Annotated in this window: 23 protein-coding genes and 1 rRNA gene; 14 read left to right on the top strand and 10 right to left on the bottom strand. The window is 44.1% G+C overall.

Features of this window, described 5'->3' with window-relative positions; translation table 11 throughout:
* The first annotated feature begins 22 nt into the window (after window positions 1–22).
* Window positions 23–544 (top strand): GNAT family N-acetyltransferase, encoded by a 522-nt coding sequence (locus tag QFZ80_RS26365; RefSeq protein WP_307561855.1) that lies wholly within the window; start codon window positions 23–25, stop codon window positions 542–544.
* 4 nt (window positions 545–548) lie between these two features.
* On the opposite strand, the gene QFZ80_RS26360 is transcribed toward QFZ80_RS26365, so the two are convergent.
* Window positions 549–1589: a ParB/RepB/Spo0J family partition protein gene (locus QFZ80_RS26360; RefSeq protein ID WP_307553098.1), complete on the bottom strand. Its 1041-nt coding sequence runs from the start codon at window positions 1587–1589 to the stop codon at window positions 549–551.
* 98 nt (window positions 1590–1687) lie between these two features.
* Here QFZ80_RS26360 and QFZ80_RS26355 point away from each other — a divergent pair, with 98 nt between their 5' ends.
* Both QFZ80_RS26355 and QFZ80_RS26350 read left to right on the top strand, forming a co-directional pair.
* Window positions 1688–2236, top strand: a complete 549-nt coding sequence (locus QFZ80_RS26355; protein WP_307553099.1) for a GNAT family N-acetyltransferase — start codon at window positions 1688–1690, stop codon at window positions 2234–2236.
* A gap of 417 nt (window positions 2237–2653) precedes the next feature.
* The gene (locus tag QFZ80_RS26350; RefSeq protein ID WP_307561853.1) at window positions 2654–4966 is read left to right on the top strand and encodes a bifunctional diguanylate cyclase/phosphodiesterase; all 2313 of its coding nucleotides are present in this window, start codon (window positions 2654–2656) and stop codon (window positions 4964–4966) included.
* A gap of 52 nt (window positions 4967–5018) precedes the next feature.
* Here QFZ80_RS26350 and QFZ80_RS26345 read toward each other — a convergent pair whose 3' ends face one another.
* Both QFZ80_RS26345 and QFZ80_RS26340 read right to left on the bottom strand, forming a co-directional pair.
* Entirely contained in the window at window positions 5019–5825 is an 807-nt protein-coding gene (locus tag QFZ80_RS26345; RefSeq protein ID WP_307553102.1) for a histidinol-phosphatase, read from the bottom strand.
* A 59-nt stretch (window positions 5826–5884) separates the two neighbouring features.
* A complete protein-coding gene (locus QFZ80_RS26340; RefSeq protein ID WP_307553103.1) occupies window positions 5885–6787 on the bottom strand; it encodes a LysR family transcriptional regulator in 903 nt (300 codons plus the stop codon).
* A 253-nt stretch (window positions 6788–7040) separates the two neighbouring features.
* Here QFZ80_RS26340 and QFZ80_RS26335 point away from each other — a divergent pair, with 253 nt between their 5' ends.
* Window positions 7041–8567, top strand: a complete 1527-nt coding sequence (locus QFZ80_RS26335; RefSeq protein WP_307553104.1) for an MDR family MFS transporter — start codon at window positions 7041–7043, stop codon at window positions 8565–8567.
* Window positions 8568–8583: 16 nt separating this feature from the next.
* On the top strand, window positions 8584–9162 hold the full coding sequence (locus QFZ80_RS26330; protein WP_307553105.1) for a PadR family transcriptional regulator: 579 nt from the start codon (window positions 8584–8586) through the stop codon (window positions 9160–9162).
* Window positions 9163–9287: 125 nt separating this feature from the next.
* Here the strand turns inward: QFZ80_RS26330 and QFZ80_RS26325 are convergent, their stop codons facing one another.
* Window positions 9288–10082, bottom strand: a complete 795-nt coding sequence (locus QFZ80_RS26325) for a TIGR01457 family HAD-type hydrolase (RefSeq protein WP_307561851.1) — start codon at window positions 10080–10082, stop codon at window positions 9288–9290.
* Between the two features lie 25 nt (window positions 10083–10107).
* Complete coding sequence (locus QFZ80_RS26320) at window positions 10108–11772, bottom strand: PAS domain-containing sensor histidine kinase (RefSeq protein WP_307553107.1); 1665 nt, start codon at window positions 11770–11772, stop codon at window positions 10108–10110.
* Between the two features lie 283 nt (window positions 11773–12055).
* On the opposite strand from QFZ80_RS26320, the gene QFZ80_RS26315 reads away from it, so the two are divergent.
* Together QFZ80_RS26315 and QFZ80_RS26310 are read left to right on the top strand one after the other, a co-directional pair.
* On the top strand, window positions 12056–12514 hold the full coding sequence (locus tag QFZ80_RS26315) for a chemotaxis protein CheX (RefSeq protein ID WP_057307491.1): 459 nt from the start codon (window positions 12056–12058) through the stop codon (window positions 12512–12514).
* A gap of 97 nt (window positions 12515–12611) precedes the next feature.
* Window positions 12612–13388: an SDR family NAD(P)-dependent oxidoreductase gene (locus QFZ80_RS26310; protein WP_307561849.1), complete on the top strand. Its 777-nt coding sequence runs from the start codon at window positions 12612–12614 to the stop codon at window positions 13386–13388.
* A 54-nt stretch (window positions 13389–13442) separates the two neighbouring features.
* Here the strand turns inward: QFZ80_RS26310 and QFZ80_RS26305 are convergent, their stop codons facing one another.
* Window positions 13443–13700: a DUF2573 family protein gene (locus QFZ80_RS26305; RefSeq protein WP_307553109.1), complete on the bottom strand. Its 258-nt coding sequence runs from the start codon at window positions 13698–13700 to the stop codon at window positions 13443–13445.
* Between the two features lie 83 nt (window positions 13701–13783).
* Between QFZ80_RS26305 and QFZ80_RS26300 the strand changes: the two genes are divergently transcribed.
* The 4 genes from QFZ80_RS26300 to QFZ80_RS26285 all read left to right on the top strand — a co-directional run bounded on the left by QFZ80_RS26300 (window position 13784) and on the right by QFZ80_RS26285 (window position 17425).
* The gene (locus QFZ80_RS26300; protein WP_307561847.1) at window positions 13784–14617 is read left to right on the top strand and encodes an alpha/beta hydrolase family protein; all 834 of its coding nucleotides are present in this window, start codon (window positions 13784–13786) and stop codon (window positions 14615–14617) included.
* Window positions 14618–14722: 105 nt separating this feature from the next.
* Entirely contained in the window at window positions 14723–15289 is a 567-nt protein-coding gene (locus QFZ80_RS26295) for an RNA polymerase sigma factor (RefSeq protein WP_307564246.1), read from the top strand.
* 111 nt (window positions 15290–15400) lie between these two features.
* Entirely contained in the window at window positions 15401–16831 is a 1431-nt protein-coding gene (locus QFZ80_RS26290) for a DEAD/DEAH box helicase (RefSeq protein ID WP_307561845.1), read from the top strand.
* 48 nt (window positions 16832–16879) lie between these two features.
* The gene (locus tag QFZ80_RS26285; RefSeq protein WP_307553112.1) at window positions 16880–17425 is read left to right on the top strand and encodes a hypothetical protein; all 546 of its coding nucleotides are present in this window, start codon (window positions 16880–16882) and stop codon (window positions 17423–17425) included.
* 46 nt (window positions 17426–17471) lie between these two features.
* On the opposite strand, the gene QFZ80_RS26280 is transcribed toward QFZ80_RS26285, so the two are convergent.
* The 4 genes from QFZ80_RS26280 to QFZ80_RS26265 form a co-directional block, all read right to left on the bottom strand.
* Window positions 17472–18650, bottom strand: a complete 1179-nt coding sequence (locus QFZ80_RS26280; RefSeq protein ID WP_307553113.1) for an MFS transporter — start codon at window positions 18648–18650, stop codon at window positions 17472–17474.
* Window positions 18647–19471 carry an HAD family hydrolase gene (locus QFZ80_RS26275; protein WP_307561843.1) on the bottom strand — a complete coding sequence of 275 codons (825 nt, stop codon included), beginning with the start codon at window positions 19469–19471 and terminating at the stop codon, window positions 18647–18649. The genes QFZ80_RS26280 and QFZ80_RS26275 overlap by 4 nt, the downstream gene beginning before the upstream one ends.
* The gene (locus QFZ80_RS26270) at window positions 19464–20240 is read right to left on the bottom strand and encodes a DeoR/GlpR family DNA-binding transcription regulator (RefSeq protein ID WP_307553115.1); all 777 of its coding nucleotides are present in this window, start codon (window positions 20238–20240) and stop codon (window positions 19464–19466) included. The genes QFZ80_RS26275 and QFZ80_RS26270 overlap by 8 nt, the downstream gene beginning before the upstream one ends.
* Before the next feature lie 178 nt (window positions 20241–20418).
* The gene (locus tag QFZ80_RS26265; protein ID WP_307553116.1) at window positions 20419–22074 is read right to left on the bottom strand and encodes an FAD-dependent oxidoreductase; all 1656 of its coding nucleotides are present in this window, start codon (window positions 22072–22074) and stop codon (window positions 20419–20421) included.
* A 203-nt stretch (window positions 22075–22277) separates the two neighbouring features.
* On the opposite strand from QFZ80_RS26265, the gene QFZ80_RS26260 reads away from it, so the two are divergent.
* From QFZ80_RS26260 to QFZ80_RS26250, 3 genes are all read left to right on the top strand, one after another.
* Window positions 22278–23699, top strand: coding sequence for an S-layer homology domain-containing protein (locus QFZ80_RS26260; RefSeq protein WP_307553117.1), 1422 nt, complete (start codon window positions 22278–22280; stop codon window positions 23697–23699).
* 148 nt (window positions 23700–23847) lie between these two features.
* On the top strand, window positions 23848–24126 hold the full coding sequence (locus QFZ80_RS26255) for a hypothetical protein (RefSeq protein ID WP_307561841.1): 279 nt from the start codon (window positions 23848–23850) through the stop codon (window positions 24124–24126).
* A 279-nt stretch (window positions 24127–24405) separates the two neighbouring features.
* Window positions 24406–25947, top strand: a 16S ribosomal RNA gene (locus QFZ80_RS26250).
* Window positions 25948–26052 lie beyond the last annotated feature (105 nt).

Here is a 26052-nt window from a genome sequence, read left to right as displayed (position 1 = left end):
GAACATGAGGAGGATTACAAACTTGGAAATAAGGCGTTTATGGCAACAAGATATACCGCAAGTGCAAGCATTAATGATGGACGTGGTGTCACGTCTTCCTTCTGATGCGCTTTATTCGATGGACCGCTTGGAGGCACTATACGAATATGTCCAAGACAAGGGGGAGATGTATGGCACTTTTCAAGGTGAAAAGCTTGTTGCCTATACGGTTATCGCATTTCCCGGTCTAAGTGCCAATAATCTCGGACGAGAGTTTGGAGTGCCGGAAGCAGATCTACCAAGAGTTGCTTCTCTAGAAGGATCTATTGTCCATGAATCGGTCAGGGGACAAGGACTGCAGCGGCATTTTCATGCTTTGAGGGAACAGCGGGCGCAGGAACAAGGTATGTTATACCTCTACGCGACCGTTCATCCTGACAATGAGATAAGTCGGAAAAACTTAGAAGCTGCAGGTTTCACACTTCAATTCACCCGCCCGATGTATGGCGGTCTTCTAAGGCATTGCTATGCGAAGAAGCTTGGAGTACTTGAATTGCAGGACTAGGATGTTAGTGGGTAACGGCAAGTTCTCTAACTTTTTTCCACGCATCCAAATGCTTTTCCAAATTACCGACTAAGGTATTGAGATCATTCAGAAATTGTTCTTTATCATGGACATCGACGTCTAAGGCTTCAACTTGAATATCACTAGCTGCAGGAAATGCGCTAAGCATTTGCAGAAGTTTGGCTTGAATTGGGCTAGTTGTTGGACTAGTTGAAGCTGCAGGCAGCCCGCTTTGAATCGGCATTTCTGTTTTATTGTCCGAGACTACTTCCTTGGATTTCTCCGCTTTCTCCACTTTTGTCGAAGCTTTTGCAGCTGCAGGCTTGGCTCGTTCTGCTCGGTTGTTTTGAAAGACGGACCAAGTTTCTACCAGATCATGACCTGTTTTATAGAGAAGCTTCCCTTTAGTGCTTTCTGAAATATCTTTATCTTTGAACATTCGAGCAATCTTTTTGACATCACTGACAGGCATTTCATCTCTGGCAATAATCAAAGCTAGCGGATCACGGTGTTCGATCGGTAAATCTTTGATAGGCAGCAGCTGATCCTCGGTCAGCTTGTCTTTGCGAATTTCTGTACCGCTTACGATCAGCTTCTTAACTGAATTTCCAAACTTTAACAAATCACATTTGTTTTTGATGTATGTTTCTGGCTTGCCCAGTTTGCTAGAAAGGTATTTAATAGAGGAACTGAATTTGGAATCATTCATAAGTTTGTGGAAGGCCTCGGCTTCTTCAATGGGTGAAAAGCCTTCCCTTGTCAGATTCTCCGCAATCTGTTCCAAATAAATCTCCAACTCATCTGTTACTGTTGATACAATACAGGACATGGTGGGGCGTCCCAGCATTTTGCTAGCTTTGTATCTCCGATTCCCGTAAATAATTTTGTACCGGTTGTCAGCCGTTGTCCTCACTTTAATTGGAGAGAGTAAGCCAATCTCCTCGATGCTTTTCATTAATTCTTGGAGCGCCTCTTCATCGAATTGATATCTGGGCTGATCCGTATCCTCGTCAATTAAATGCATGGGAATTTCATGTATATCCATATTCATTTCTCCATTCGTTCAGGTTGTCTTTGCATTATTATATAACAAGGAACAAAATCGTGGAAATGCCAATCATAGTGCAAGATCGGAGGTCAATCATGTTTACATGTAAAATAAGTGATGAACTCGAATTAAAGATACTAGAAGTTAGGCATGCAGATGCCTTATTCCATTTGGTCAATCAGAATCGTGCTTATTTAGCGAAATGGCTTCCATGGGTTGATAAAACAACTAAAGTAGAAGACACAAGGGCTTTTATAGAATCAGAACTTAGCCGCTTTGCAAAAAACAATGGCATTAATTGCGGTATTTTTTATCAGAATGAGATCGTAGGTTGTATTAGCCTTCACGAAATTGATTGGGGCAATCAGATAACATCGATTGGATATTGGCTTGCAGAGGGGTATCAGGGGAAAGGGATCATGACGGATTCTTGTAGATGTATGGTGAGCTACTCCTTGAAAGAGTTGAAATTAAACCGGATCGAAATAAGAGCTCGTACGGATAACTTCAAGAGCCGCGCAGTTCCAGTGAGGCTGAAATTCAAACATGAAGGAACAATTAGACAGGCCGGGTTCAGTTATAACACCTTTCATGATCATGAGGTTTATGGGATTTTGGCAGAGGAATGGGAGTTAATAAAGTGAGAACTTTAGCAAAACGCACCAAACTGCATTACGGCTGAATTGTCGTCTTGGTGACCTTCTTTACCTTGATTGTATCGGCGGGTATACGCTCGGTGCCTAGCATTTTCATGCTTCCCTTTGAAAAAGAGTTCGGGTGAGGGCCGCGCGGATGTATCCTCCGTTGTCTCAATTCATATTTTCTTGTATGGGTTGATGGGACCTTTCTCAGCTGCATTAATGGAGCGTTGTAAAATCGGAAAACAAGAAGGGACCCAGCCAATCTAGGCTAGGTCCTTCTTGTTATTTCTCATTCATTTTTGCGAAGTAATACCAACTTCAATAAAAAGATTGCATCAGAAGGTTTAGAGATGAAATAATAGAGTCTGATGATGTCGAATTGTGACATAAAACTTTTATATGACTTAGGAGTAGAGTAGCATGAAAATGATTCAAAACACGATAATAGCTCTAATTTTCGTCATATTAGTTTCATCGTCAGAGTTTGTTCTTAATAAGTATAAGGACTCCTTACTCCATGAGCTTGAAATTACGGAACAGTCCCAATTATCCTCAAGAGCATTGGCTTTACAATCCGTTATTGACCGTAATTTTAATATGATGGTAAGCTTGGAAGCTTATGTGGATGCGAGTTACTTGCAAAACAAAGACGATAAAGAAGTCATGGCATACATGGCATCTCTTTATCATGGGGCTCAGGGATCAACGTTTAATTTAATTATTGCGCCTAAAGGAGTTATGAAGTTCGTATATCCGATTCAGGGCAACGAAAGTATATATAATTGGGATTTGCTGCAGGATCCTCGTGCCAATATTCAACAGCAAGTTTTAAGAGCTTTGCAGACTAAAAAAATGACAATGAATGGCCCATTTCAATTACTACAAGGCATTTATGGTTTAGTCGCTCGAAAGCCAATCTATCAAGATGGTGTTTTTTGGGGGTTCGTATCTGTTGGTGTAAATCTGGACCATCTGCTTGTCGAAGCAGGAATTAAGAATGTAGATACAGGGGATTTACAGATTTCCATCCGCAATCCTGGAGAGACAGCGTTCTTTGGTGACGATTCTGTTTTTCAAGAAAATCCAATGATAGCCACCATTGAACATACGGATACGAAATGGGAGCTTGCTGCGCTGCCGCAAGCAAGTGCTGTTCAGAGTATTAAGCATCAAATCATATTAATACGCAGCTCTTTTATACTTGTTCTGCTAATTGGTCTCATCTTTATCCTGTATAGCGTTAGACAGCGGGATAAGTTATATCGAGCGGTAAATGAGCGCACACAAGAGTTACAGTTTGCAAATGAGGATTTGACTTCTGCGAATGAAGAACTTCTGGCAGGACAGCAAGAATTATACGATTCAACCAAACGCTTGCGGGAATCCGAACAAATGCTATCGTACATGGCTTATCATGATGTTCTGACAGGCATACATAATCGAGCCCATTTTCAGATGATCTTAAAAGAACAAATTGTACACAACGAAATTAATCATACATCCCTTGCTATGCTTTTCTTTGATCTGGATAACTTCAAGATGGTTAATGATTCGCATGGTCATCATATGGGCGATCTTATGCTGCAGGAAGTTGCTAATCGTATTGGACAATCTAATCTTTCCTATCATACGTTTGCCAGATTTGGTGGGGACGAGTTTGCCATCCTGCTAGAAGATTGTCCAAGTGAGAAGGAGATTCAGCTCTTCTGTGAACAATTAATAGATATCTTAAAGCCGCCTTGTTTGTTATCGAATCGCTCTTTTTTCATTAGCGCCAGTATTGGTATCGTGCAGTATCCGTATGGGGGTGTAACTTGGGAAGCATTGCTCAAAAATGCGGATATTGCCATGTACATAGCCAAAAAAGAGAGCGGCAGCTCATACAGCTTCTTTAATCAGCAGATGGCAATGAATTCCCTAACAAAGCTGGAGATGGGAAATCATCTGCGCCAGTCACTTGAGCGGAATGAACTCGAAATCGTGTATCAACCGCAGGTAGATTGTTTATTGGGTAAAATTATTGGTGTGGAAGCACTCCTACGTTGGAATCATACGACCAAAGGTTATATTTCTCCAGCTGACTTCATTCCTCTAGCAGAAGAAATTGGTACAATTGCTAGTATTGGTGAGTGGGTTTTGAGAGGTGCTTGCAAGCAGATGAAGGCTTGGCACAGCATGACGAATGAACCTTTAGTGATTTCGGTCAATCTATCGGTCAAACAGCTGAATGATGAACGTTTTGTTGATAAAGTGATACAAATTTTAGATCAGACAGGCCTGGAAGCCAAGTATTTGGAGATGGAAATAACCGAGAATTTCGCGATGCAGGATGAACAGCTAGATGCACTTAGCAAGCTTCGAGGGCTGGGCATTGCGATATCCGTTGACGATTTCGGTACACATTACTCCTCTCTAAGTTATTTGAAAAGGTTCCCAGTCACCAAAATCAAATTGGACCAATCGTTTGTCCGCGGCGTACAGACGGATGATAAGGATCGAGCAATGATTAAAGCAATTATTTCTGTAGCCAATTCGTTTCAACTGCAAATTATTGCGGAAGGTGTTGAAACAGAAGAACAGGCGGGCTTCTTAGTCGCTAATGGCTGCAGTCAAATTCAAGGCTATTACTTCTTCCGGCCAATGACTGCCGAGCAAGCTCTGCCTGTGTTACAGCAATGTTTACAGCATAAGCTTGCTTTTCTTGAATCAAACCCATCTGGCCATATTGAATAGAGAACAGAAAAAATCTCCCCCGCTGAAAGCAGCGAAGGAGATTTTTTCTGTTTTAAAGTTGAACGATTTGTTTTTGTTTATTTTTGAAATAGACCCAATGGTTGAAGCCAATCTCTTTTAACGTCTTGCTAACTTCTTCCCAATCATCAGCAACTCGGCTTGGCAGATGAGCATCTGAGCCGAAGGTCACTTCAACACCATAATGCAGCGCTTGCTCCAATATTTCATTGGAAGGGTACCAGCCGCCTACGTCCTTCGTCTTTCCTGAAGTATTGATTTCAATCGCTACACCAGCTTCTCCAATGATTTTCAACGTTTCATTAACCAAAGGTGTAGCGATATCAGAGAAGGCAGGATAGAAGCCTTTCATTGCATCGATATGCCCGAGAATTTGGAACATGCCGGAACGTGCTGATTCCGCAATAAGGTTATAATACTCTTCTTTATGCTGGATCTTCTGCTCTTCATTTAGTTTTTTCCACCTGTTGCGGTTGAAGATACTGACACCGCCTGATAGATGAACAGAGCCAATAATATAATCGAACGGGTATTTTGCATACTCTTGACGGTAGATCTCGACATGATCTGGGAAGTAATCGGATTCAACACCTAGAAGCACATCAATTTTACCTTCATATTCTTTTTTTAGTTGCAGAACTTCCTCGATATAACGGGGGAATTCACTCTTAGCCATAGCGATTAAAGGTTGAGCCTGATCATCTGGGCTCCCAAAATAAGGGGAATGGTCAGAAATCCCGATGACTTGCAATCCGCCGGCAATAGCGGCTTCGATATAGTCGCGAATTTTATCTTTAGCGTGTCCACATCGGTCATGATGGGTATGTAGGTCGAATTTCATCGTAAATAACCTCCTTAGAGTTTTGCTTTAGCAAAACTGGCATCGCAAGCAGTCATATTTTATTCTGAGCCGAGAAACTGGGTTTCCGGCATTCCTTTTAGATCACGAAGGAACTGCTGCATCGCAGAATTCAAGTAGCGTCCTGACTTATATACTACACCTACAGGGTGCGTAATATCCAATTCGTTCACTTTGACCATTTTCAAAGTTCCATGTCGCAGTTCATCTGCGACAGAAAGCTTGGAGATGATAGCGACCCCGAGATTTAGCTCCACCATGCGCTTCACTTCTTCGCTGCTGGAGAGCTCCATCACAATATGTGGGGAGACATCATAAGCTTTGAAGATTTGATCAACGAATCGTCGGCCGGCTGTTTCCGGAGAAAGCATAATGAATGGAATGTTGCGCAGCTTCTCAATAGATAAATGGGCAAATCGGCTAAGTGGATGCTGTGTGGAAACAATCAGCTCGAAAGTATCATAATAAAGCACCGAAGTTTCTAAGGCTTGATTTTTTTCGAACAAATACGTAATGCCAATATCAATTTGGCTATTCTCCACCGAAGTCATAATTTGGGAAGAGGTCATCGAGTGAATGGTCGTCTTGATCAGTGGGAACTGGTCTTGGAAATAGGACAGCACCCTCGGTAAAATCTGCATGGCAATTGACGTTGTCGTGCCAATATGGATATGACCTTGAGGTATATGATGTAAGTCAGACAACCGCTGCTTGAGATCACTGGCGATCCGCAGCATTTTTTCTGCATGCTCCAAGAACAGCTTGCCACTATCGGTTAATGTAACGGGCTGATTGCGATCAATGAGAATTGTGCCGAATTCGTCTTCAAGGCTCTTTATTTGCGCGGAAACGGCAGGTTGGGTCAAGTTAAGAATTTCGCCAGCTTTTCGAAAGCTCATTGTTTTGGATATGGTGAGCAATGTTTCTAACTGGTTCATATTCATGAGCATACCTCCTGCTTTTTATAGTAAAGATACAAATAAAATTTATCGGAATTGTAAAGGACATAAAAACCTTTTGTAACCCTATTATATGATAGGAAGACCGGAATCGGCAACATTTCAGGATAAAGTTGGACAACCAAGCACATTCTAGCGAGGAAGTTCGGACGAACACAACCAATTTCCGTTGCTAAATACTCAAATTTGATTATAATACTTTATATATATGAAATAAAGGATGAAGGAGATTCACTTTATGTCGTTAACCCGTAAGTCAAATACAACGTGGACCGTTGTGGCGTTGATGATGGGACTCTTACTGGCTTCGCTGGATCAGACCATTGTTTCAACAGCGATGCCAACGATCGTGTCCAAACTAGGCGGTTTCAGCCAATTCGTCTGGGTTTTTTCTGCGTATTTAATTGCGAATGTGGCTGCCATGCCTATTTTCGGTAAACTATCCGATATGTATGGCCGAAAACTATTTTTTATTATCGGTATCATTGTATTTATGATTGGCTCAGCCTTATGTGGAACGGCGGGATCGATGACTGAGCTCATCATCTACCGCGCCATTCAAGGTATCGGGGGCGGTGCCCTTATGCCGATAACTTTCGCGATTATTTTTGATATTTTCCCGCCAGAGAAACGGGGTAAAATGCAAGGGTTGTTCGGGGCTGTATTCGGACTATCCAGCGTACTGGGGCCGATCATTGGTGCGTACTTCACCGATCATGTGACTTGGGAATGGATTTTCTTTATAAATCTCCCCCTCGGCATTGTGTCCTTACTATTAATCATTTTCTCTTATCACGAATCCGTCGAACACAGCAAGGCGAAGATCGATTGGGGCGGTACTATTTTTCTAACAGCGTCGATTATCTCCCTCATGTTCGCGTTGGAACTTGGAGGTAAAGAATATGCTTGGGATTCCTTACAAATCATTGGGTTGTTTGCAGGTTTTGCTGTTCTCTTAGGTACATTTATTATGATTGAAAAATATGCAGCAGAACCGATTATCCCGCTTGATTTGTTCAAAAATCGCCTATTCACCGCTAGCATGGGTGTCAGCTTCGCTTATGGTGCAGTTTTGATCTCAGCCGGCACATACATACCTTTATTCATTCAAGGTGTATTTGAAGGCTCTGCTACAAGTGCAGGTTCTACTTTAACCCCAATGATGCTGGGTGTCGTTGTCAGCAGTGCACTCGGCGGGCGCTTCATCGGTAAGTTCTCTTATCGCAATGTCATGCTTGTTTCCATCGTGTTACTGCTGCTGGCAACTTCGCTTTTAGGCGGACTCTCCATCGATTCCAAGCGCTGGCTAATTACAACCTATATGATTCTCCTTGGTCTTGGGCTCGGAGCTTGCTTCCCGATTACATCGATGTCTGCGCTCCATAAAATAGACTTTCGCCTCAGAGGCACAGTGACTTCACTGGTTGGTTTCTTCCGTTCCGTAGGTTCAGCCATCGGGGTGGCGGTGTTTGGCAGCATTCAAGTCAACTCGCTAAGAGATAACATCACAACATCCCTTCAGGATCCAGCTATGGCTGAGAAGTTCCAAGATGCGCGAATTCTGCTTCAGCCGGAGGTTCGAGCAAACATTCCAGCCGAAGTTCTACACAAGCTCCTTACAGCGTTGGCTGACTCCATTGCCGTTGTTTTCCAAACGACCATCGTTCTGGCTGTAATCGGTCTTGTGTTCATCTTATTCATGGGTAATGCTAAACTTGAAGTGGGAAGTGCTCCGGTCAAAGAAAGCGCTCCTATAGGACACTAACTAGGAGGTTAACATCATGTCGATGAAGCTCGTCATTCTCGGGCTGCTGATGGAAGCTAACCGGCATACCTATGAAATTCGGCAGACGATGAAAGAAAGAGGCATGAACAATTACATGAAGCTGCAAGACGGCTCGCTGTATTATGCGATGGATCAACTCCATAAGGATGAACTCGTAGAAGCACATGAGGTTGTACGGGACACGAATCGTCCGGAGAAAACGATCTATCAAATTACCGCAGCCGGGAAATTAAAATTTCAAGAACTATTAGTGGAACAATTGCATGAAGAAATCAAGCACTACCATCCGCTTTATGTCGCTCTGCCTTTCTCCGTGCATGGGGATCAGGCGAAGATTGCCGACATTCTTGAAAATAAGATTTTGGCCCAAAAAATCATTATGAACAAGATGAAAAGCTTGTATGAAGAACACATTTCCATTGTTCCAAGAGTTGTCTTACAGATGTTAATAGGAACCTATAAACGGGCATTTAGCGAGTTAAAATGGCTGGAGCAGCTGCAGAAGGATGCGAGAGAGGGCCGCTTGCAAGAGAAGAATTCCCCGCTGGAAGTTGACTGGGACCGTATTGAATAGAAGAAAGCCGCAACTGCTCTTGTTGAGTACAGTTGCGGCTTTTTATTTGCAAGTGGCGATCTTCTATTTCACAAGTAGCTATTTCACTCGATTATCCCACTCCTAGTTGGATGTGAATGTTCACATTATATGCTGCCACTTCCGTTTAACTGCTCGATGAAGTGCTGCAAATCATCGCAGATCAAGTCCGGCGTCAAGCCCGCCGACGCCAGCTGCACTTGCACGTTATCCGCCGTGGCGACACCGGTCAACACAAGCGCCGTGCGGCATCCCGCCAACCTGCCTCCGCGGATGTCGGTATGCACGTTATCGCCGATGACCCAGACATCGGCGGCAGGCAGCCCGAGCCGCTCGATGGCGTAAGCCATGATGATCGGCGAAGGCTTGCCGATCACCACGGGCTCCACGCCCGAGGCGGCGGTGATCGAAGCTGCCAGGGAGCCAGCTCCTGGCATAAGCCCACCATCCGACGGCAGCATGCGGTCGGGATTGGTTAACACATAGGTCGCGCCATGCTTCAGATGGCGGACCGCTTCGGTCAGCTTCTCGTAGGAGAAGCTGCGGTCAATGCCTTGGACGACGTAATCCGGCGTCGTCTCAGTACTTACGGCGAAGCCGGACGCCTCCAAGGCGATCCGTAGTCCGGCTTCGCCGACCATATGCACGCGGTGACCTCCGCGCTGCTCGGTCAGGTACTGAGCGGCCGCCTGTGAGGAAGTATAGACGGCCGCCGCTGGAACCTTTATGCCGAGCTCTTGCAGATGCTCGGCAACCTGTTCAGGCGTGCGAGACGAATTGTTCGTCACGAGTAGATAGGGCAATTGGTGCTGGTGCAGCCAATCAATGAATGCCGCCGCATGGGGAATCGGTTCATGCCCCCGGTACAGTGTACCGTCTAAATCAATGAGAAAACCTTTCATCTTGCTAATACTCCCTTTCATGTGTTTATTGCGTGGAAGGAAGTGTGATCTCTACCGTCGTTCCTTCTTCTAATTTACTACGAATTTCCATAAAGCCGCCGTGTGCTTCGATAATTCGATAACAGACCATAAGACCTAGTCCTGTTCCTTTTTCCTTCGTACTATAAAATGGTTCTCCAAGCTTGGGCAGCCGCTCGGGTGATATACCGCACCCCTGATCGATGAAACGTATGATTATGCTGCTTCGGTTATTGTCCAGTAGAGCTTGAATACGCATTGTACCACCTTGCGGCATAGCTTCCAACGCATTTTTCATAATATTGATGAAAACCTGCTTAAGCTGATGCTCATCACAGGAGACAGGCGGCAGATCTGACGTAAGTTCTGCTTCAATCTGAATATTTCCAAGCAGTGCTTGAGGTTGAAGAAGTTCAATTGTGCTTGTGACAATGGAATCTAAGGTCTGAGTTACGAAATGTGTCGCCTGCGGCTTGGATACAAGCAAGAACTCATTCACAATAAATTCAATACGCTTCAGTTCATTTTGCATGATTTCTATGTAATATTTCTCTTTGGCATCATTCGTCTTGAGCAACTGCAAGAATCCCTTCAATGCCGTTAACGGATTCCGGATTTCATGCGCAACGCCAGCAGCCAACTGCCCAACAGCAGACAGCTTGTCTGATTTAATTAGCAGCTCCTGCGTCTTTTTCAACTCGGTAATATCTCTGAAAGTAATAACCGTACCTAGGAGTTCACCTTTGCCCTCCAGCATAGGACTAGACATGTACATGACGGGGAAGGTGGTTTCATCTTTTCTCCAGAACATATCCTCTTTCATGTCAGAAATTTCGTGATTCAGAATCGTATTCAAAATAGGGCTTTCCTCAGGTGAATAAAGCGTACCATCGCTCTTAACGGGTCGAATAAGATTATGAATTTGCCGGCCCAGCATTTCATCTACTTTCCACCCGGTTATCGCCTCAGCGGCCTTATTCCAGAAAATGGTGCGACCACTCCTATCAATCCCGTAAATACCTTCTGAAACGGAATTGAGAATGAGTTGATTTTGTTTATAGAGCTTATCGATGACCTTCTTCTGTTCCTTGACTTCAGTCAAATCTTTAAGAATGGCGAAAACTCCTACAATACTGCCATCTACCATCGTCGGGACGAACGTTACATTGGATTGGATAGGGTAACCTTTCTGATGAACAAAGGCAGCCTCGAAATTTTGCGGCATCCCGGCTGAAGCCACTTGGAAATGATGCAATGCCTTGAGAAGATCCGGGGGATTGATCATAGGAATGAAGGAAGTTAACATCGAGGTCTCGCGAGCTAGTCCTAGAAGACTTTCCAATCCATGATTAGCGGACAATACCTCGCCGTCCAAGCTAAACGAGATAATAGAATCAGGATGATTATCGTAAAGTGATTTATATCGTTTCGCGGTTTCGTTAATGGTCAATACTCTTTTATTAACTAGTTTAATGCCAAATAAAGCTAATCCGAAAATCGAGCCAAATAGGATGACATCGATAAATAGGCCTATCAAACGGTTATCTTGCATATAAGCAAGAGGATGTATAAAGTAGAAATTTACCCCGATCAAAAATAGGGCAATAATATGATAAACTAGCGCAAATTGATATAAACTCCAATTTCGAGCAGTAATATGCTGTTTTATCATACAGACTTCCAACGCTCCTTTAAGGAATTTTCTCCCATAAGCTTATCAGGATTCGACACGAATATATATAATCTTCCATATTCATGTTGCATTTTCCTTTTTGCATGAACAAAGCATCGTTGTTCGACAATATAAGTATGAAGGTAGGATGAGATTGTGTATCTGAGTAGAAGGAACTATTTTATCGAAAAAGACAGTATACTTGTCCTAATTTTTTAGGTATAATGTTGAAAAAGGTCGTTTTTCTGCGGAACTTATTCACAAATGAGATCGGAGCGGAGCTATGAAGGCTGAGTACATTAATCCCTTTTTGGAGTCGGCTAGAATTGTCATCGAGCAAGTTGCTAACATTCGCCCAACAACGGGGCAGCTCGGCGTCAAAGACGTCAAATTTGTGGAAAAGTATATCTGGATCCAAATCGGGATGACCGGGCAGATGGAAGGCGATATTGTTTTCGGCTTAGCTGAGGATGTTGCTTTGAAAATGGTTTCTGCCATGATGGGTGGATTTGTTATTACAGAAATGGACGAAATGGGTAAGAGCGCCATCTCTGAGCTTGGTAATATGATTAGTGGGAATGCAAGCACAATGCTTTTCAATCAAGGGGTAAGGGTGGATATTACACCGCCGAAAATTGTTCAATCTGCAACAGCTGCTGGATTTGTGCCGAAGAGAGCATTGACCATACCTTTGATCATGGATAACATTGGCGAGCTGGACATTCAAGTATTAATCACGTAAGAGACCTATTATAGATACATATGTTAAAATGAACTGGAGTGCTGCTTAAGCGGTATCTCCATTTTTTTGTAAACTGCGCAATAAGGAGAAGGTAAGCTTGAACATTGCGAACAAAATCGTCTTAATTACAGGAGCTTCGAGCGGCATTGGGGCCGTTATGGCACAGCAATTTGCAGCCAAAGGAGCCATTCCTATATTAACTGCACGCAGTACAAAAAAACTTGAAGAAATTGCTTCGGGCTTGCAAGGTCAGCATGCCTTTTACGAGATGGATGTAACGAATACAAAGCAGGTTCATGATGTTGTAGGACAAATTATAGCCAAATTTGGTCGTATCGATATTTTGATTAATAACGCGGGTTATGGGATATTTGAGTCGTTTGCGGAAGCGCCGCTTGCTCATTTTGAAGAAATGATGAATGTAAATTACATGGGCATAGTCCGATGTACCCAAGCTGTATTGCCTCATATGCTGAAGGCCGGGAGCGGTCATATTGTGAACGTGGCTTCTATGGCGGGTAAGATTGGTTCGGCCAAATCCACGGGTTATTCCGCGACTAAGCACGCAGTGTTAGGTTTCACGAACAGCTTGCGGCAGGAGCTTATAAGATCTGGGATTTCTATAACAGCGATTAACCCGGGCCCTATCTCAACACCTTTCTTTGATAAAGCAGATCCGAGCGGTAACTATGTTAAAAATGTGGCTTGGTTTATGCTTAAACCGGAGAAAGTCGTTAAAGAACTCATGCATGCGATAGAAAGAAATATTCCTGAGAAAGATCTTCCTTTTGTGGCTGGAATGGGGATCAAAATATTTCATCTATTCCCGCGAATGTTCGATCGCTTGGCATCTGGTATTTTAAATAAAAAATAAGCGGCTCCCAGTTATAGATTGGGATTCCGCTTTTTTTCTTTCATGGATGGATGATTAAGTCTGTTCCGGATTTTTCGCTTGTAAGGCCTGGTTCAAATCTCGAATTTCTTCGAAAATGCGACGCACTTCGGCTTTGCCTTCTGGATGCGTTTGATTCCAGTGGGAGGTTAGAGCCGGCAGCGACTTATGAACATGATTAAAAAATGCCCAAATCTTAATTTTCTCAAGCATTTCAGGGGAAGTATCGCCCGTGATGAGTTCAGCAGTTTTGAACACTAAGGAATTAAATTCGTTCTCAAAATCTGTATTCATAGTTTCATCCCTTCGGATGGAAAATAGGTGGAGTACATTTAGTTTATATGATGATAAGACAGCTGTCAAAATAGGGGGAACCCATGTCCATAGAACTAGACGATATCCGAGATGGTCAACTAGTAAGAAAAGAGCAAATTCGCTGTTTCGTGAAGCATATATCTCTTTATATCCTTACTTATATTAGTCAAGGCCTAAAAGTGAAAGGTCTTTTAGCTGTTCCTGATGGAACAAGTCCACGACCTGCTGTCATTTACTGCCGCGGAGGCATTAAACGTGTTGGGATGGTTCGCAAACGAAGAATTATATCGATGGCTAAACGCGGTTACGTCGTCTTTGCTCCTTATTATCGGGGGAATGAAGGTGGGGAAGGACGTGAGGATTTTGGCGGGGAAGACCGGTTCGATTTGTTTCATGCTATTCCAGTGGTGCAATCTTTAGAGGAAGTATTGCCAGGTCCCATACCATTGATTGGATTTTCCAGAGGTGCTGTTATGGCCATGCGTGCAGCCCGAGAGTGCAGCGGGGTTGGTCCTGTTGTCGTTTGGGGAGGTGTAAGTGACATGTTGGATACCTATGAGCAGCGTGTGGATTTGCGGCGGATGCTCAAACGGGTTGTCGGACATCCGAAGAAACAAGTCGAGGCTTACATCGATCGGTCGCCAGCATGTTGGGTAAATGAAATCAACACGCCTATCTATATTATTCATGGTACGAATGATTCGCAAGTGGACATAGGACATGCAAGAAAATTGGCTAACTCTCTGGATCAAGCTGGAAAAGATTATACGATGGCTTTATATACAGGACTTGAACATCGGTTTCCTCGGAAAGAAGATGAAAAGGCTCTGGATGACATATTTACATGGCTCAATGAGAAGCTTGAACGAAGTAAGCAGGAAGTTTTTTCCACCTAAATTAATTATTATTATTGTTTACTCCCGTTTTATGACCTAAAATAAGGTAGGAACACAATACGTTGGTTCTACCTGGTAGGCTAGGGGGCGTTTAATTCGAAGTCTCTGAGACTGATATTCAGCAGTGATTTTTATACATTAGATAAGAGCGAGCAGGAGCAGATATACCAGGAGTTCTATCTCCTCGTTTATCCCATGATTTACTTCATATTAAGGGATCATGCGGCTGTCGAAGACATTATTCAGGAGTCATTTCTTAGGGCTGTTCGCAAAGCGCCTTTATTGACTGAAATTGATAAATATGAAAGCTGGGTTAAGAAGTTAACTCGGAATGTGACACTCAATCATCTTCGTAAGCACAAGCGTAACCGGGATGAGCTGGAAGCTGAACTCATGCTCTGTATCAAAGAAGCGGCACCAACATCTGAATACCCGGTTCCACTGGATCAAGAAGTAGAGCTGAAGCTAATGCGCGAGGCTATAATCACCTACATCAATCAGCTTAGCCCTTCCTACAGACAAATTATTGCGATGAAATGGATCCATAATTTATCTTACAAAGATATGGCTAATGAGCTTGGTGTAACGGAGGGAGTCGTTCGACAACGCTTGTTCCGGGCACGTGATGTGATTAAGCAGAGACTGCTTGAAGAGTGGGGATCTGGCGGATAAGAGTCCTTATGGACTCTTATTTCTGCTTTCAGTGGTTGGCGATTTGTATCGTTTTACGGCGTGGCATATAATAAGGACATTAGATTGGATGAGAAAAGGGGTTTTCGTAAATTGAGTACAAGCTTTGAACAACTGCAGATCGCGCAGTCCTATTTAGATAAATTGCAAGAATTAGGGATTGGTGAGCCAACACCGATTCAAGCCGAAGGTATTCCTGTGTTAAATCAAGGGAAAGATGCCATCATTCAGTCTCAAACGGGTACGGGCAAAACATTAGCCTATTTGCTTCCAGCATTGGAGCGAATCGATTCTACGCAAAAACAATTGCAGGTGCTTGTAGTCGTTCCTACCAGAGAACTTGGTATGCAAATCATGCAGGAAATTGAGAAGTTCACGGACGGAGGACCGATTCGTTCTCAATCTCTTATCGGTGGAGCGGCCATTGTTAGACAAGTAGAAAAGCTTCGCCTACACCCTCATATTGTTGTTGGTACGCCGGGTCGTTTGCTTGAACTTATGAAAATAAAGAAGCTTACTTTACATCATGTGAAAATGGGAATTGTTGATGAAGTGGACCAAGTGTTCGAGCTAGGTTCCATGCAGGATGTTGAAGCCGTCCTTAAAGGAATGCTTAAGTCCAGTCAGATGGTGTTTGTTTCCGCGACGATTCCGCAAAGCACTGAGCAAGCTGCGGGGAGATGGCTCAAAGATCCTGTGATTATCAAAATCAATCCGAATCAGCGTACAGCCGAAACATTGGAACACATGTATGTGGTGTGTCAGGAACGTGAAAAGATTGATACGTTGAGAAGACTTGTACGTCTGATTAAGCCTACATCCGCTATCGTGTTTATCAACGTCACGGACGATATTGCCCAAGTGGTGGCCAAACTCCAATACGTTGGTCTATCTGTTGAAGCCTTGTACGGAGAAGCCAGCAAACAAGACCGGGCCAGAGTAATGGGGAATTTCCGGGATGGGAAATTTCAATTGCTGCTCGCAACGGACGTTGCCGCAAGAGGACTTGATATTGAAGGCGTAACCCACGTCTTCCACTTGGATCCTGCGACCAACGCGGAGTATTATCTCCACCGCGTAGGCAGGACCGGTCGGATGGGCCGCGAGGGTACGACCATCTCTATCGTGACGCCGAAGGAGCAGTTCATTCTCGACAAATTCGAGAAGCAGCTCGGCATCACGATCGCGCCGAAGGCGATGTTCGAAGGCCGGCTCGTCGACCCGGCCCAGGACCGCAGTGCGGCGACGATGCGCAGCCGCCGCGAAGCTGCCCGCCCGAGCGGCGCAGCACCTACGCGCAGCTCCGCCGGCGCGCAGGATGCTGCCGCGCCAGCGGGCGCGGTGCGCACTAGCGCCGCGGCGACTGACGCGCGCGGCCAGAGCAGCGCTGCCCCGGCGAAGCCGGCGGCGCAGGCGAACACGGCCGCTGGTGGCAAGACCGTGAGTAAAGCCCAGCGCGAGCGAGATCGCAAGAGCAAGGGCGCTCCTCGCTGGCTCAAAGAAAAGCAGCAGAACAAAGAGTAGCCCTATCTACGAGGGCAACAACAAATTGTTATCTGCGGGGTGTGAGACGTGCTGAGAAAACTTTTTATTTTCGCCATAGCTGTGGGCTTCATCCTTACGGCGCTACTTGCGATCGCCGTTCGGCATGTTAAACCAACCGAAGATTTAAACCTGGATTATAATGAAATCACGATCAGCAGTAAGATCACAGACATCGTCAAGAACCGGAAGCTTGAGGTACAGCTAACCGAACAAGACCTTAATGAAGTGGTAAAGAAGCAGTTAGCTGCACATCAGGTTCTCCCTAATGATTTTCGAATTGAAGGGGCGAAGCTTACACTACAAGGTTCGAACCTTGTGGCTGACGTAAATGTTAGGTGGCGGGAGAAGATACCCATCGGTGCCCAAATGATGTTCACCCTTGCTTGGAACCCGCCGAATTTAGTCGTACAACATAGAAATACGAGTATTAAAGGCATGCAAGTACCAAGTGAATGGGTTCAACTTTCGCCTTTTAAACTCCCTATTGAAGATCACTTGCCAAAACTGATTGGTGTAAAGAATGTACTGTTCGAGGAAAAAGCTATCATCATCCAATTAAAGCCGTTGCGATAACATAGAAAAAGCTGAATCCACTAAGGGTTTCAGCTTTTTTTTAACTTTATACAGACTTTGTGGTTTGAACGTTCCATCTCCGAGAGTATAAAATGATGCCTAACACGACACACATACCAATCAGTACAAACCAAATCGACACGCCAACATGAAAACGGTCCATCCCCCAACCGACACCTAAGGGCAGAATAGAACCTCCTAATCCCCCTGCTGCGATTAGCGTACTCGTTGTTTGCTCTGTACGCCCCGGAAGCAGTTGATTCGCATAAATGAGAGCTACAGCGAACATACCGGACATGAATAATCCAAGTAATAGTACAACTGCGAAGCTGCTCCATAGGTTCGTGCTAAACACCCATATCAGAACTGTAAGCAGACTACCTGCAAAGGAGATAGCTAAGTAACGGAAATAAGTCATTTTCTCGGCTACCACACCGGCGAAAATACGGCCTATCACCATCGCTAGCCAAAAGGCAGTTACAGCGAGAGAGGAAACGGAGCTGGAAGCATGTAATTGATCGGTAAAGATGGAAGGCAAGAAATTAACGATGGTATTTTCCATTCCTACATATAAGAAGAAAACGATCATGAGTAGAAGAAGAAACGTCAAGGAGCTCTTCGTCAGTGCAGGGAGTTTCTCTGTTCGCTGCATGCGATCCGCTTTATGAGCTAATAACGTATCATGCTCGCCTAAGGAAAGCTTTGACCAGACGATACCCGTAGCTAATGCACTTAAACCTAAAAGCAGGAATCCATATTTCCATAAGCCGCCGGCAATAAGGATACTTGATATAATTGGCATAAATAACGCCCCAAGTCCGAAGAAAACCTCGAGCTTGTTGAAAGCAATCGCTTGATTATCCTTTGCTGCCATTAATACAAAGGTGCTAATGCAGGATTCGACGAGTCCGAAAGCGACACCGGCTATGAAAGAGAGACAAACCGTAATCGGCCATGGAGGCAGTAGGACAATGGCGATCATGGCGAAAAAGAGAAGACCAAAAGCCGCTGTAATGGTACTTCTGCGACTGATGCGACGAATAAGACTAGGCATGCAGAGTACACCTAGAAGGAAACCACCGAATTCTAGGAAGACTAGCATTCCGCCGTCACTGTAACTACGATCGTAATGAGCAAGTAATTCAGGCAAAACAGCGCCAAATATAACGTGGGTACAGCCTGTTAATAGGTAGGACAAGCACCCCATAATAAGTAGTCTTTTCATAAGGCAGTGCTTCCTTTTTGTTCTAATGCATATTTCTCGTTATAAGCAAATACATGACCAATGGCTTCTGCAACAGAATCAACATGGTACGATGCCTTTTGTTTGACTTCTGGATGAGCACCTTTCATAGCAAAACTATGAGGAGTGATGCCGAACATCGATACATCGTTGAAAGAATCCCCGAAGCAGGCGATCTCTTCTGGCTGCAATCCCAATTTTTCAATAAGGACAAGCAGAGAGCTGCCCTTTGAAACAGCGAGAGGCATAATGTCAAGACAATCTTTGTCAGAAATGAACATTTCAAGCTGATCCCCAAGCTTATCCTCCATAAGAGCCTTAAGCTCCAAGAGAGTTTCTATTTTTCCAAACATCGAGAACTTACAAACAGCAAAGTCCCCTTTCAAAGACTGCTCCACATCTTCTTTGACAATAAAAGGTTGGAATGTTCGGGATTGCACCTCATCGGAAGCAGGAGTCAAATTCGTGATATAATTTGCTTCGCCCGAGCAAACGAGCTTGACGAGATCAAAATCCTTAAGAAGCTGGTAAACTTGATAAGCCAAATCAGGTTGAAAAAGCTGGGATTTCATGAACGTACCGTCCTCTAAGTGGATGAATGCACCATTTTGCGATATGGAATAGGCGCGATGACCAATTTCCGCCAATACCTGCTGCATTTCAATGTTCATTCTTCCTGATGCCAAACAAAGTCTAATACCAGCTTCTTTGACTTTCAATAGTGCAGCTAATTCTCTAGAACTGACTTTCTTATTGTGATCGAGTAATGTGCCGTCCAAATCACTTACGATAAGTTTAATCATGTTGGTCTTCTCCTCCTGCTAATACGATTTCCACATCACATGCAAGTAATTTCTCTTTCATTTCAGTGCTTAATGCCTGATCCGTTACAAGGATGTCAATACTCTCGAATCCCACTACGCGATGAAATAATCGCTTTCCGAATTTGGAATGATCCGCTAATACGATAACTTGGTCCGCATGCTGCATCATGGCTCTCACCAGATAACAATCCTCTTCGTTGGGAGCAGACAGCCCTTCTTCTGTAATTCCGCAAGTACCGATGAGCAGTTTATCGACATGATAGTCATTTAACATCTCGATCGCTTTCGCTCCGTATACACTATGGTGCTTGTTATCCAGTACACCGCCAAGAATATGGATGATCGTTTCATCTTTACGAGTGAGAATAGCAGCAATTTCAATTGAGCTTGTCACGACGACATTCTGCTTGGAGCTTAGTGCAGTGGCAGCATGTAGGACTGTGGTTGAGGCATCCATCATGATATAATCACCGTCTTGAATGAGTGCCGCAGCTGTCTTGCCAATCGTTAGCTTCGAGGAAGACTCGGCTTGCAATCGTTGATCATAATCTCCAACTTCTTTGGAAAGGGTAGGGAGTATGGCACCGCCGCGCGTTCGAACAATAGTCCCTTGCTCTTCGAGCTTAACCATGTCACGTCTAGCTGTGTCCCGCGAAACATCGTAGAGCTCACAAATAAGATCGACAGTAATTCGTTTATTTGATTTTAAGTATTCGACGATTGAAATAAGTCTTTCTTCCTGAAACAAGGGGGATTAACTCCTTTCGCTTAAGTGATTATAAGTAATAATAAGTATATGGCTTATTATAATGCTGAACATGCATGATTTCAACTATTTTGTTGCGAGAAATCTAACGATTTTTTGCAAAAAAAGACCGTGTACTCGTTCGAGGAACGAATGCACGGTTTTCTGATCATTTATCTGATTATTTACTCGCAGGATTTTTTCTGGTTTTAATATAGCTAGGATATATAATTTCTCCGGAGTCGAGCTTTCTAATTTCTTCTTCGTTCCAACCGGTAATTTTATTCGTACCTACTACACCCGTAACCTTGATTTGATAGTGGTGAGCTAAGTACTGCTGGAGTTTGGCCATTTCATCAGGTTTTATTTCCCTCAGCTTTTGCTTACCATGCAGTTGACCTAAAATAACTCCGATAGACTCTGCAGCTAGACTAGTATTCGGTTGAATCCTTGTGCTTCCGTAGGCGATAGCCGATGAACCTACATTTTTTCCGGCCGCGATGACATTCTCATAATTTTTCAGCAAAAAGCTGCGCAGTGGCATACCGTATTTATCCGGACGCCCCATTTCAATACCCCACTTGTTAGCGCTTGTGCCCTGCAAATCAAGCGGATATCCACCAATGCTGACATTATCCCAAAACATCGTGCCTGAAAGGAGATCAGATGGTTTTAAAACATAGTCCATTTCATAGTGATTATATTCTCGGACATAGGGATACGTAGGAAATTCGCCTAATTCAGCATGTTCCCAACCCGGTAACGTTTTACGGAAGTGATTGAGAATCAGAGCAGTTTCTTTATTACCCAAATTAACAGCCTCTTGGATGGACTCTGGTTTTGAAGGATCAACGGTATAAACAAGAAGGGCGTTAATGAGTACTTCCCCATCCCGTTGATGTACCGCATTTAAACCTCTTAGAAAGACTCGATCATTGGAAGGATGATAGGCTTTAGTCATTCCGCTTAGCCCAATAGCGAAGCTATCACTTACGTAACCGCCACCGAATTGTTTCGATTTTTCTTCCTGCTTTAATAGATTAAATGCGGTGTTAAACTTTTTCCAGTCGACATTTTTGAACTTCATCATCATGCCAGCACTCATATACTCGATCTCTTTTTGACCATAGAACTTCTCAAGACCTGGCAATCGCTTGACGTCCAATCGACTGATTAACGCGGCATAATCGCTGTTGTCCACCCAATAGGTGGCTGTGATTTTCTTCTTTTCCTTCTTTTCTGTACTGTAAACGATAGAAGCGATTTTGTGCATTTGATCAGAAGTATTCGTTTGTTCAATCTCATTAATGACAATGCCAGATTCCAAAGGAATATCTCTAATTAGTTTATTCATATATGTAGAGAACTCAGGAAGCTTACGAATTTTGGCATTTCTGAAACCGTCGAATAATTCTTTGGCACGGCCTTGTACAAGTAAATGTCCTTGATCGTCGCGGGTTTCATCGAGAAAGAGCATTTGACTTTGGAGAATCTGACCTCCAAAAGCTTTATGAGGATCCAATACTTTAACCTTCAAGCCTTCATCTGCTGCAGCTCTGGCAAGGTAAAGACCTTCAAGCTCACTGCCGATTACAACGACATCGATGTGTTCAGTAGGATACGTATTAACGCTCTCATTATTTGTTGCGACAACAGGTGCTGTGGGGGCAACGCTTACGATTGGAGTGTCTGGATGCGTGATGGCTGGCTCAGAAACAGCTTCTGGCTCGATATTCCCTTGTTTAAGCCAAACCTTGCTATACGAAATTGCGGACAAAACAATAAGCAGAACGGCTAAAGCGATAATAAGTTGAACTCGAGGATTCCGTAGACGCATGTGTAAACTCCTTTTGCGATAGTCTGATATGGCTTAAGTTTAGCAGTTTGATAGTGGATTTAATAGACTCAGAAATTAAGATGATATAAAAGATTTTGATGTACACCCCCAAAAAGATAATCGGATGGGCGAATTCTTGTAGCATAACACAGGAACCCTTCGCGAAGGCTCCATCATATGAATAAGGGAGAGAGAATTTGACAATGAAGAAGAACTTAATGAAAAAAGCAGTAGCAACAGGTCTTGTACTTACAATGGTAATGGGGGGCGGAGCTGCAGCGTTCGCTAAAGGCAATGATCATGACCGTGATGATAAGAAAGATTTTAAATATGAAAACAAAAGCAACAACCATAATAAAGTTAATACGAACATCAACATTAATCTGAACTTCAACGATATGGAAGGCGCGAAATGGGCATTGCGTTACATAGCAAGTTTATCTTCCAAACGCGTATTTGAAGGATTTGAAGATGGATCATTTAAGCCTGACATTGCGGTTCCGCGCATTCAAGCAATTGTAGCAGCCGTTCGTAATATGGGATTACGTGAACAAGCAGAATCTGCTGCTGAAATGCAAACGAAGCTGAACTTTAAAGATGCGAATCAAATTCCTGCATGGGCTGTAGGTTATGTAGCTGTAGCTCTTGAAAATGATTTGTTCTCTGAAAGTGAAGATTCCGTTAAACCGAATCAACCTGCAGATCGTCTGTGGGCGACTACACTCTTGGTCAAATCTTTGAAATTGGAAGCTGAAGCAAAAGCGAAAATGAATACAACACTTCAATTTAAAGATGCAAACAAAATCCCGGCCGGTTCTGTAGGTTATGTAGCTGTAGCGATCGAAAAAGGTCTGATTGACGGGTTTGAGGATAACACATTTAAACCAACTCAAAACGTAACACGCGCTCAATTGGCTGCTTTATTGGATCGTGCAGGCAACCAACTGCCTGACGAAGATCAAAGCATCAGCACTGGAACTGTGAACGCCGTAGTTGCTAATAACGTTCTTACGCTTACTAAAAATGGCGTATCAACTCCGTACACCCTTCACCCAAATGTATTCATACTACGTGGTGGTGTACAAGTAAGCCCTGCTCAACTGCAAGTAGGCGATGAAATTAAAGTTGATGGTTTTAATAATATTGTTAATTATATTGAAGTAACGAAAATGGCTCAACAAAATAACGTCACAAGCGGGACGATTAGTGCTGCAGTTTACAACAACAATAATGTGTTGACTTTGACGAATTCAGCAGGAACAACAACTCCATACACAATTAGCTCTAATGTAGTTATTTATCGTGGTGGTGTACAGGTACCTGCTGCCTTGCTTCAAGTTGGCGATGTAGTCAATATCACAACTTCCGGTAACCAAGTTACTATACAAGTGACGAAGTTGGCTCAAGATAATCAAGCAATTGATGTAATTGGCCTATTTAACTATTCGACACCAGACGCACAAGGTAAGATCGCAACAGTTTCATTAACGCAAAATAACACAGCAACAATCTACAACGTATCTCCGAATGTAGTAATAACTGGCGACCGTACTCAACTAGTGCAAAATCATCCGGTTCAGTTAAAAGGATATAATCAAGTTATTACTTCAATTGAAGTCAAATAATTTTCCCCTACAGAAAAAATGAAAAAGGCATGAATCATGCGAAAAGCTCCTTGCTGCCAGACAGCGGGAGCTTTTGCTTTTATATGCTGCATATTTTTCCTTTCCTGGAGGCAAACTGACTCCTATCTTGAAAGGAGAGAGTTGACAGATGGACGAAACACTCATTCAAACGTTTAAACGATATTATGCAGATTATCGGGCTGCTGCTGATGTTGACCAAAGCTTTGCCGATGCGTATCAAGCAATTGCTTATCATGTGATTGAGCTTACAGGACGATTGGCCCAAGAGGGGAAACTGACAGACATTCAAAATTTGGTTGGAGAATTTAAAGAGATACAACTTTCTATTAGTCAAAGCAACGATTCGCTTAAAGAGCATTTTGAGCAAGAGCTTGTTGAAACGATGTTGGATCGTGTAAGAACTTGAAGTTGGTAAAAATAGGCGGTTGCATGATTGATCTCAGCATGATATATTCATTTTCCGGCCAAAATGGAGCTGAATTTTTTATCGAAAAAAGTAAAAAAAGCTTGCATTTGGTTAGGCGACTATGCTATATTATAAATCCGGCCGAGAGAGTAGGGCGGAAGAACGAAAGAAATTGATCTTTGAAAACTGAACAACGAGTGAGTAAGCACGAACGAGAAATCGTTCAAAAAAGAGATTGTAAAATCTCGCTAGCAAGTCAATGAGCATTTCAGCTTTTCTATTATGGAGAGTTTGATCCTGGCTCAGGACGAACGCTGGCGGCGTGCCTAATACATGCAAGTCGAGCGGACTTATCCTTCGGGATAAGTTAGCGGCGGACGGGTGAGTAACACGTAGGTAACCTGCCTATAAGATCGGGATAACTATCGGAAACGATAGCTAAGACCGGATAACTGGTTTTCTCGCATGAGAGAATTATGAAACACGGAGCAATCTGTGGCTTATAGATGGGCCTGCGGCGCATTAGCTAGTTGGTAGGGTAACGGCCTACCAAGGCGACGATGCGTAGCCGACCTGAGAGGGTGAACGGCCACACTGGGACTGAGACACGGCCCAGACTCCTACGGGAGGCAGCAGTAGGGAATCTTCCGCAATGGACGCAAGTCTGACGGAGCAACGCCGCGTGAGTGATGAAGGTTTTCGGATCGTAAAGCTCTGTTGCCCTAGACGAACAGCAAGGAGAGTAACTGCTCTTTGTGTGACGGTATAGGAGAAGAAAGCCCCGGCTAACTACGTGCCAGCAGCCGCGGTAATACGTAGGGGGCAAGCGTTGTCCGGAATTATTGGGCGTAAAGCGCGCGCAGGCGGTCAATTAAGTTGGGTGTTTAAGCCCGGGGCTCAACCCCGGTTCGCATCCAAAACTGGTTGACTTGAGTGTAGGAGAGGAAAGTGGAATTCCACGTGTAGCGGTGAAATGCGTAGAGATGTGGAGGAACACCAGTGGCGAAGGCGACTTTCTGGCCTATAACTGACGCTGAGGCGCGAAAGCGTGGGGAGCAAACAGGATTAGATACCCTGGTAGTCCACGCCGTAAACGATGCATACTAGGTGTTGGGGATTCGATTCCTCGGTGCCGAAGTTAACACAGTAAGTATGCCGCCTGGGGAGTACGCTCGCAAGAGTGAAACTCAAAGGAATTGACGGGGACCCGCACAAGCAGTGGAGTATGTGGTTTAATTCGAAGCAACGCGAAGAACCTTACCAGGTCTTGACATCCCGATGTAACACCTAGAGATAGGTGCCCTCTTCGGAGCATTGGAGACAGGTGGTGCATGGTTGTCGTCAGCTCGTGTCGTGAGATGTTGGGTTAAGTCCCGCAACGAGCGCAACCCTTGATCTTAGTTGCCAGCACTTTGGGTGGGCACTCTAAGATGACTGCCGGTGACAAACCGGAGGAAGGTGGGGATGACGTCAAATCATCATGCCCCTTATGACCTGGGCTACACACGTACTACAATGGTCGGTACAACGGGAAGCGAAGCCGCGAGGTGGAGCCAATCCTTATAAGCCGATCTCAGTTCGGATTGCAGGCTGCAACTCGCCTGCATGAAGTCGGAATTGCTAGTAATCGCGGATCAGCATGCCGCGGTGAATACGTTCCCGGGTCTTGTACACACCGCCCGTCACACCACGAGAGTTTACAACACCCGAAGTCGGTGGGGTAACCCGCAAGGGAGCCAGCCGCCGAAGGTGGGGTAGATGATTGGGGTGAAGTCGTAACAAGGTAGCCGTATCGGAAGGTGCGGCTGGATCACCTCCTTTCTATGGAGACTCGGATCTGATAGATCCAGTCAAGTATCTAATATAGGGATCTTTGATCGTAGATCAAAGTCTCTCAGTATAGGATACAAATCGCTTACTCACTCG

The sequence above is a fragment of the Paenibacillus sp. V4I7 genome (assembly GCF_030817275.1).
Lineage (GTDB): Bacteria > Bacillota > Bacilli > Paenibacillales > NBRC-103111 > Paenibacillus_E.
Note: the sequence above shows the minus strand (reverse complement) of the source record. Positions and strands in the feature narration are given on the sequence as shown.

What these genes read in the sequence shown, in the direction of transcription:
- QFZ80_RS26360 (WP_307553098.1), bottom strand. Translation starts at nt 1,589, where the DNA reads ATGGATATACATGAAATTCCCATGCATTTAATTGACGAGGATACGGAT.
- QFZ80_RS26355 (WP_307553099.1), top strand. Translation starts at nt 1,688, where the DNA reads ATGTTTACATGTAAAATAAGTGATGAACTCGAATTAAAGATACTAGAA.
- QFZ80_RS26350 (WP_307561853.1), top strand. Translation starts at nt 2,654, where the DNA reads ATGAAAATGATTCAAAACACGATAATAGCTCTAATTTTCGTCATATTA.
- QFZ80_RS26345 (WP_307553102.1), bottom strand. Translation starts at nt 5,825, where the DNA reads ATGAAATTCGACCTACATACCCATCATGACCGATGTGGACACGCTAAA.
- QFZ80_RS26340 (WP_307553103.1), bottom strand. Translation starts at nt 6,787, where the DNA reads ATGAATATGAACCAGTTAGAAACATTGCTCACCATATCCAAAACAATG.
- QFZ80_RS26335 (WP_307553104.1), top strand. Translation starts at nt 7,041, where the DNA reads ATGTCGTTAACCCGTAAGTCAAATACAACGTGGACCGTTGTGGCGTTG.
- QFZ80_RS26330 (WP_307553105.1), top strand. Translation starts at nt 8,584, where the DNA reads ATGTCGATGAAGCTCGTCATTCTCGGGCTGCTGATGGAAGCTAACCGG.
- QFZ80_RS26325 (WP_307561851.1), bottom strand. Translation starts at nt 10,082, where the DNA reads ATGAAAGGTTTTCTCATTGATTTAGACGGTACACTGTACCGGGGGCAT.
- QFZ80_RS26320 (WP_307553107.1), bottom strand. Translation starts at nt 11,772, where the DNA reads ATGATAAAACAGCATATTACTGCTCGAAATTGGAGTTTATATCAATTT.
- QFZ80_RS26315 (WP_057307491.1), top strand. Translation starts at nt 12,056, where the DNA reads ATGAAGGCTGAGTACATTAATCCCTTTTTGGAGTCGGCTAGAATTGTC.
- QFZ80_RS26305 (WP_307553109.1), bottom strand. Translation starts at nt 13,700, where the DNA reads ATGAATACAGATTTTGAGAACGAATTTAATTCCTTAGTGTTCAAAACT.
- QFZ80_RS26300 (WP_307561847.1), top strand. Translation starts at nt 13,784, where the DNA reads ATGTCCATAGAACTAGACGATATCCGAGATGGTCAACTAGTAAGAAAA.
- QFZ80_RS26280 (WP_307553113.1), bottom strand. Translation starts at nt 18,650, where the DNA reads ATGAAAAGACTACTTATTATGGGGTGCTTGTCCTACCTATTAACAGGC.
- QFZ80_RS26275 (WP_307561843.1), bottom strand. Translation starts at nt 19,471, where the DNA reads ATGATTAAACTTATCGTAAGTGATTTGGACGGCACATTACTCGATCAC.
- QFZ80_RS26265 (WP_307553116.1), bottom strand. Translation starts at nt 22,074, where the DNA reads ATGCGTCTACGGAATCCTCGAGTTCAACTTATTATCGCTTTAGCCGTT.
- QFZ80_RS26260 (WP_307553117.1), top strand. Translation starts at nt 22,278, where the DNA reads ATGAAGAAGAACTTAATGAAAAAAGCAGTAGCAACAGGTCTTGTACTT.
- QFZ80_RS26255 (WP_307561841.1), top strand. Translation starts at nt 23,848, where the DNA reads ATGGACGAAACACTCATTCAAACGTTTAAACGATATTATGCAGATTAT.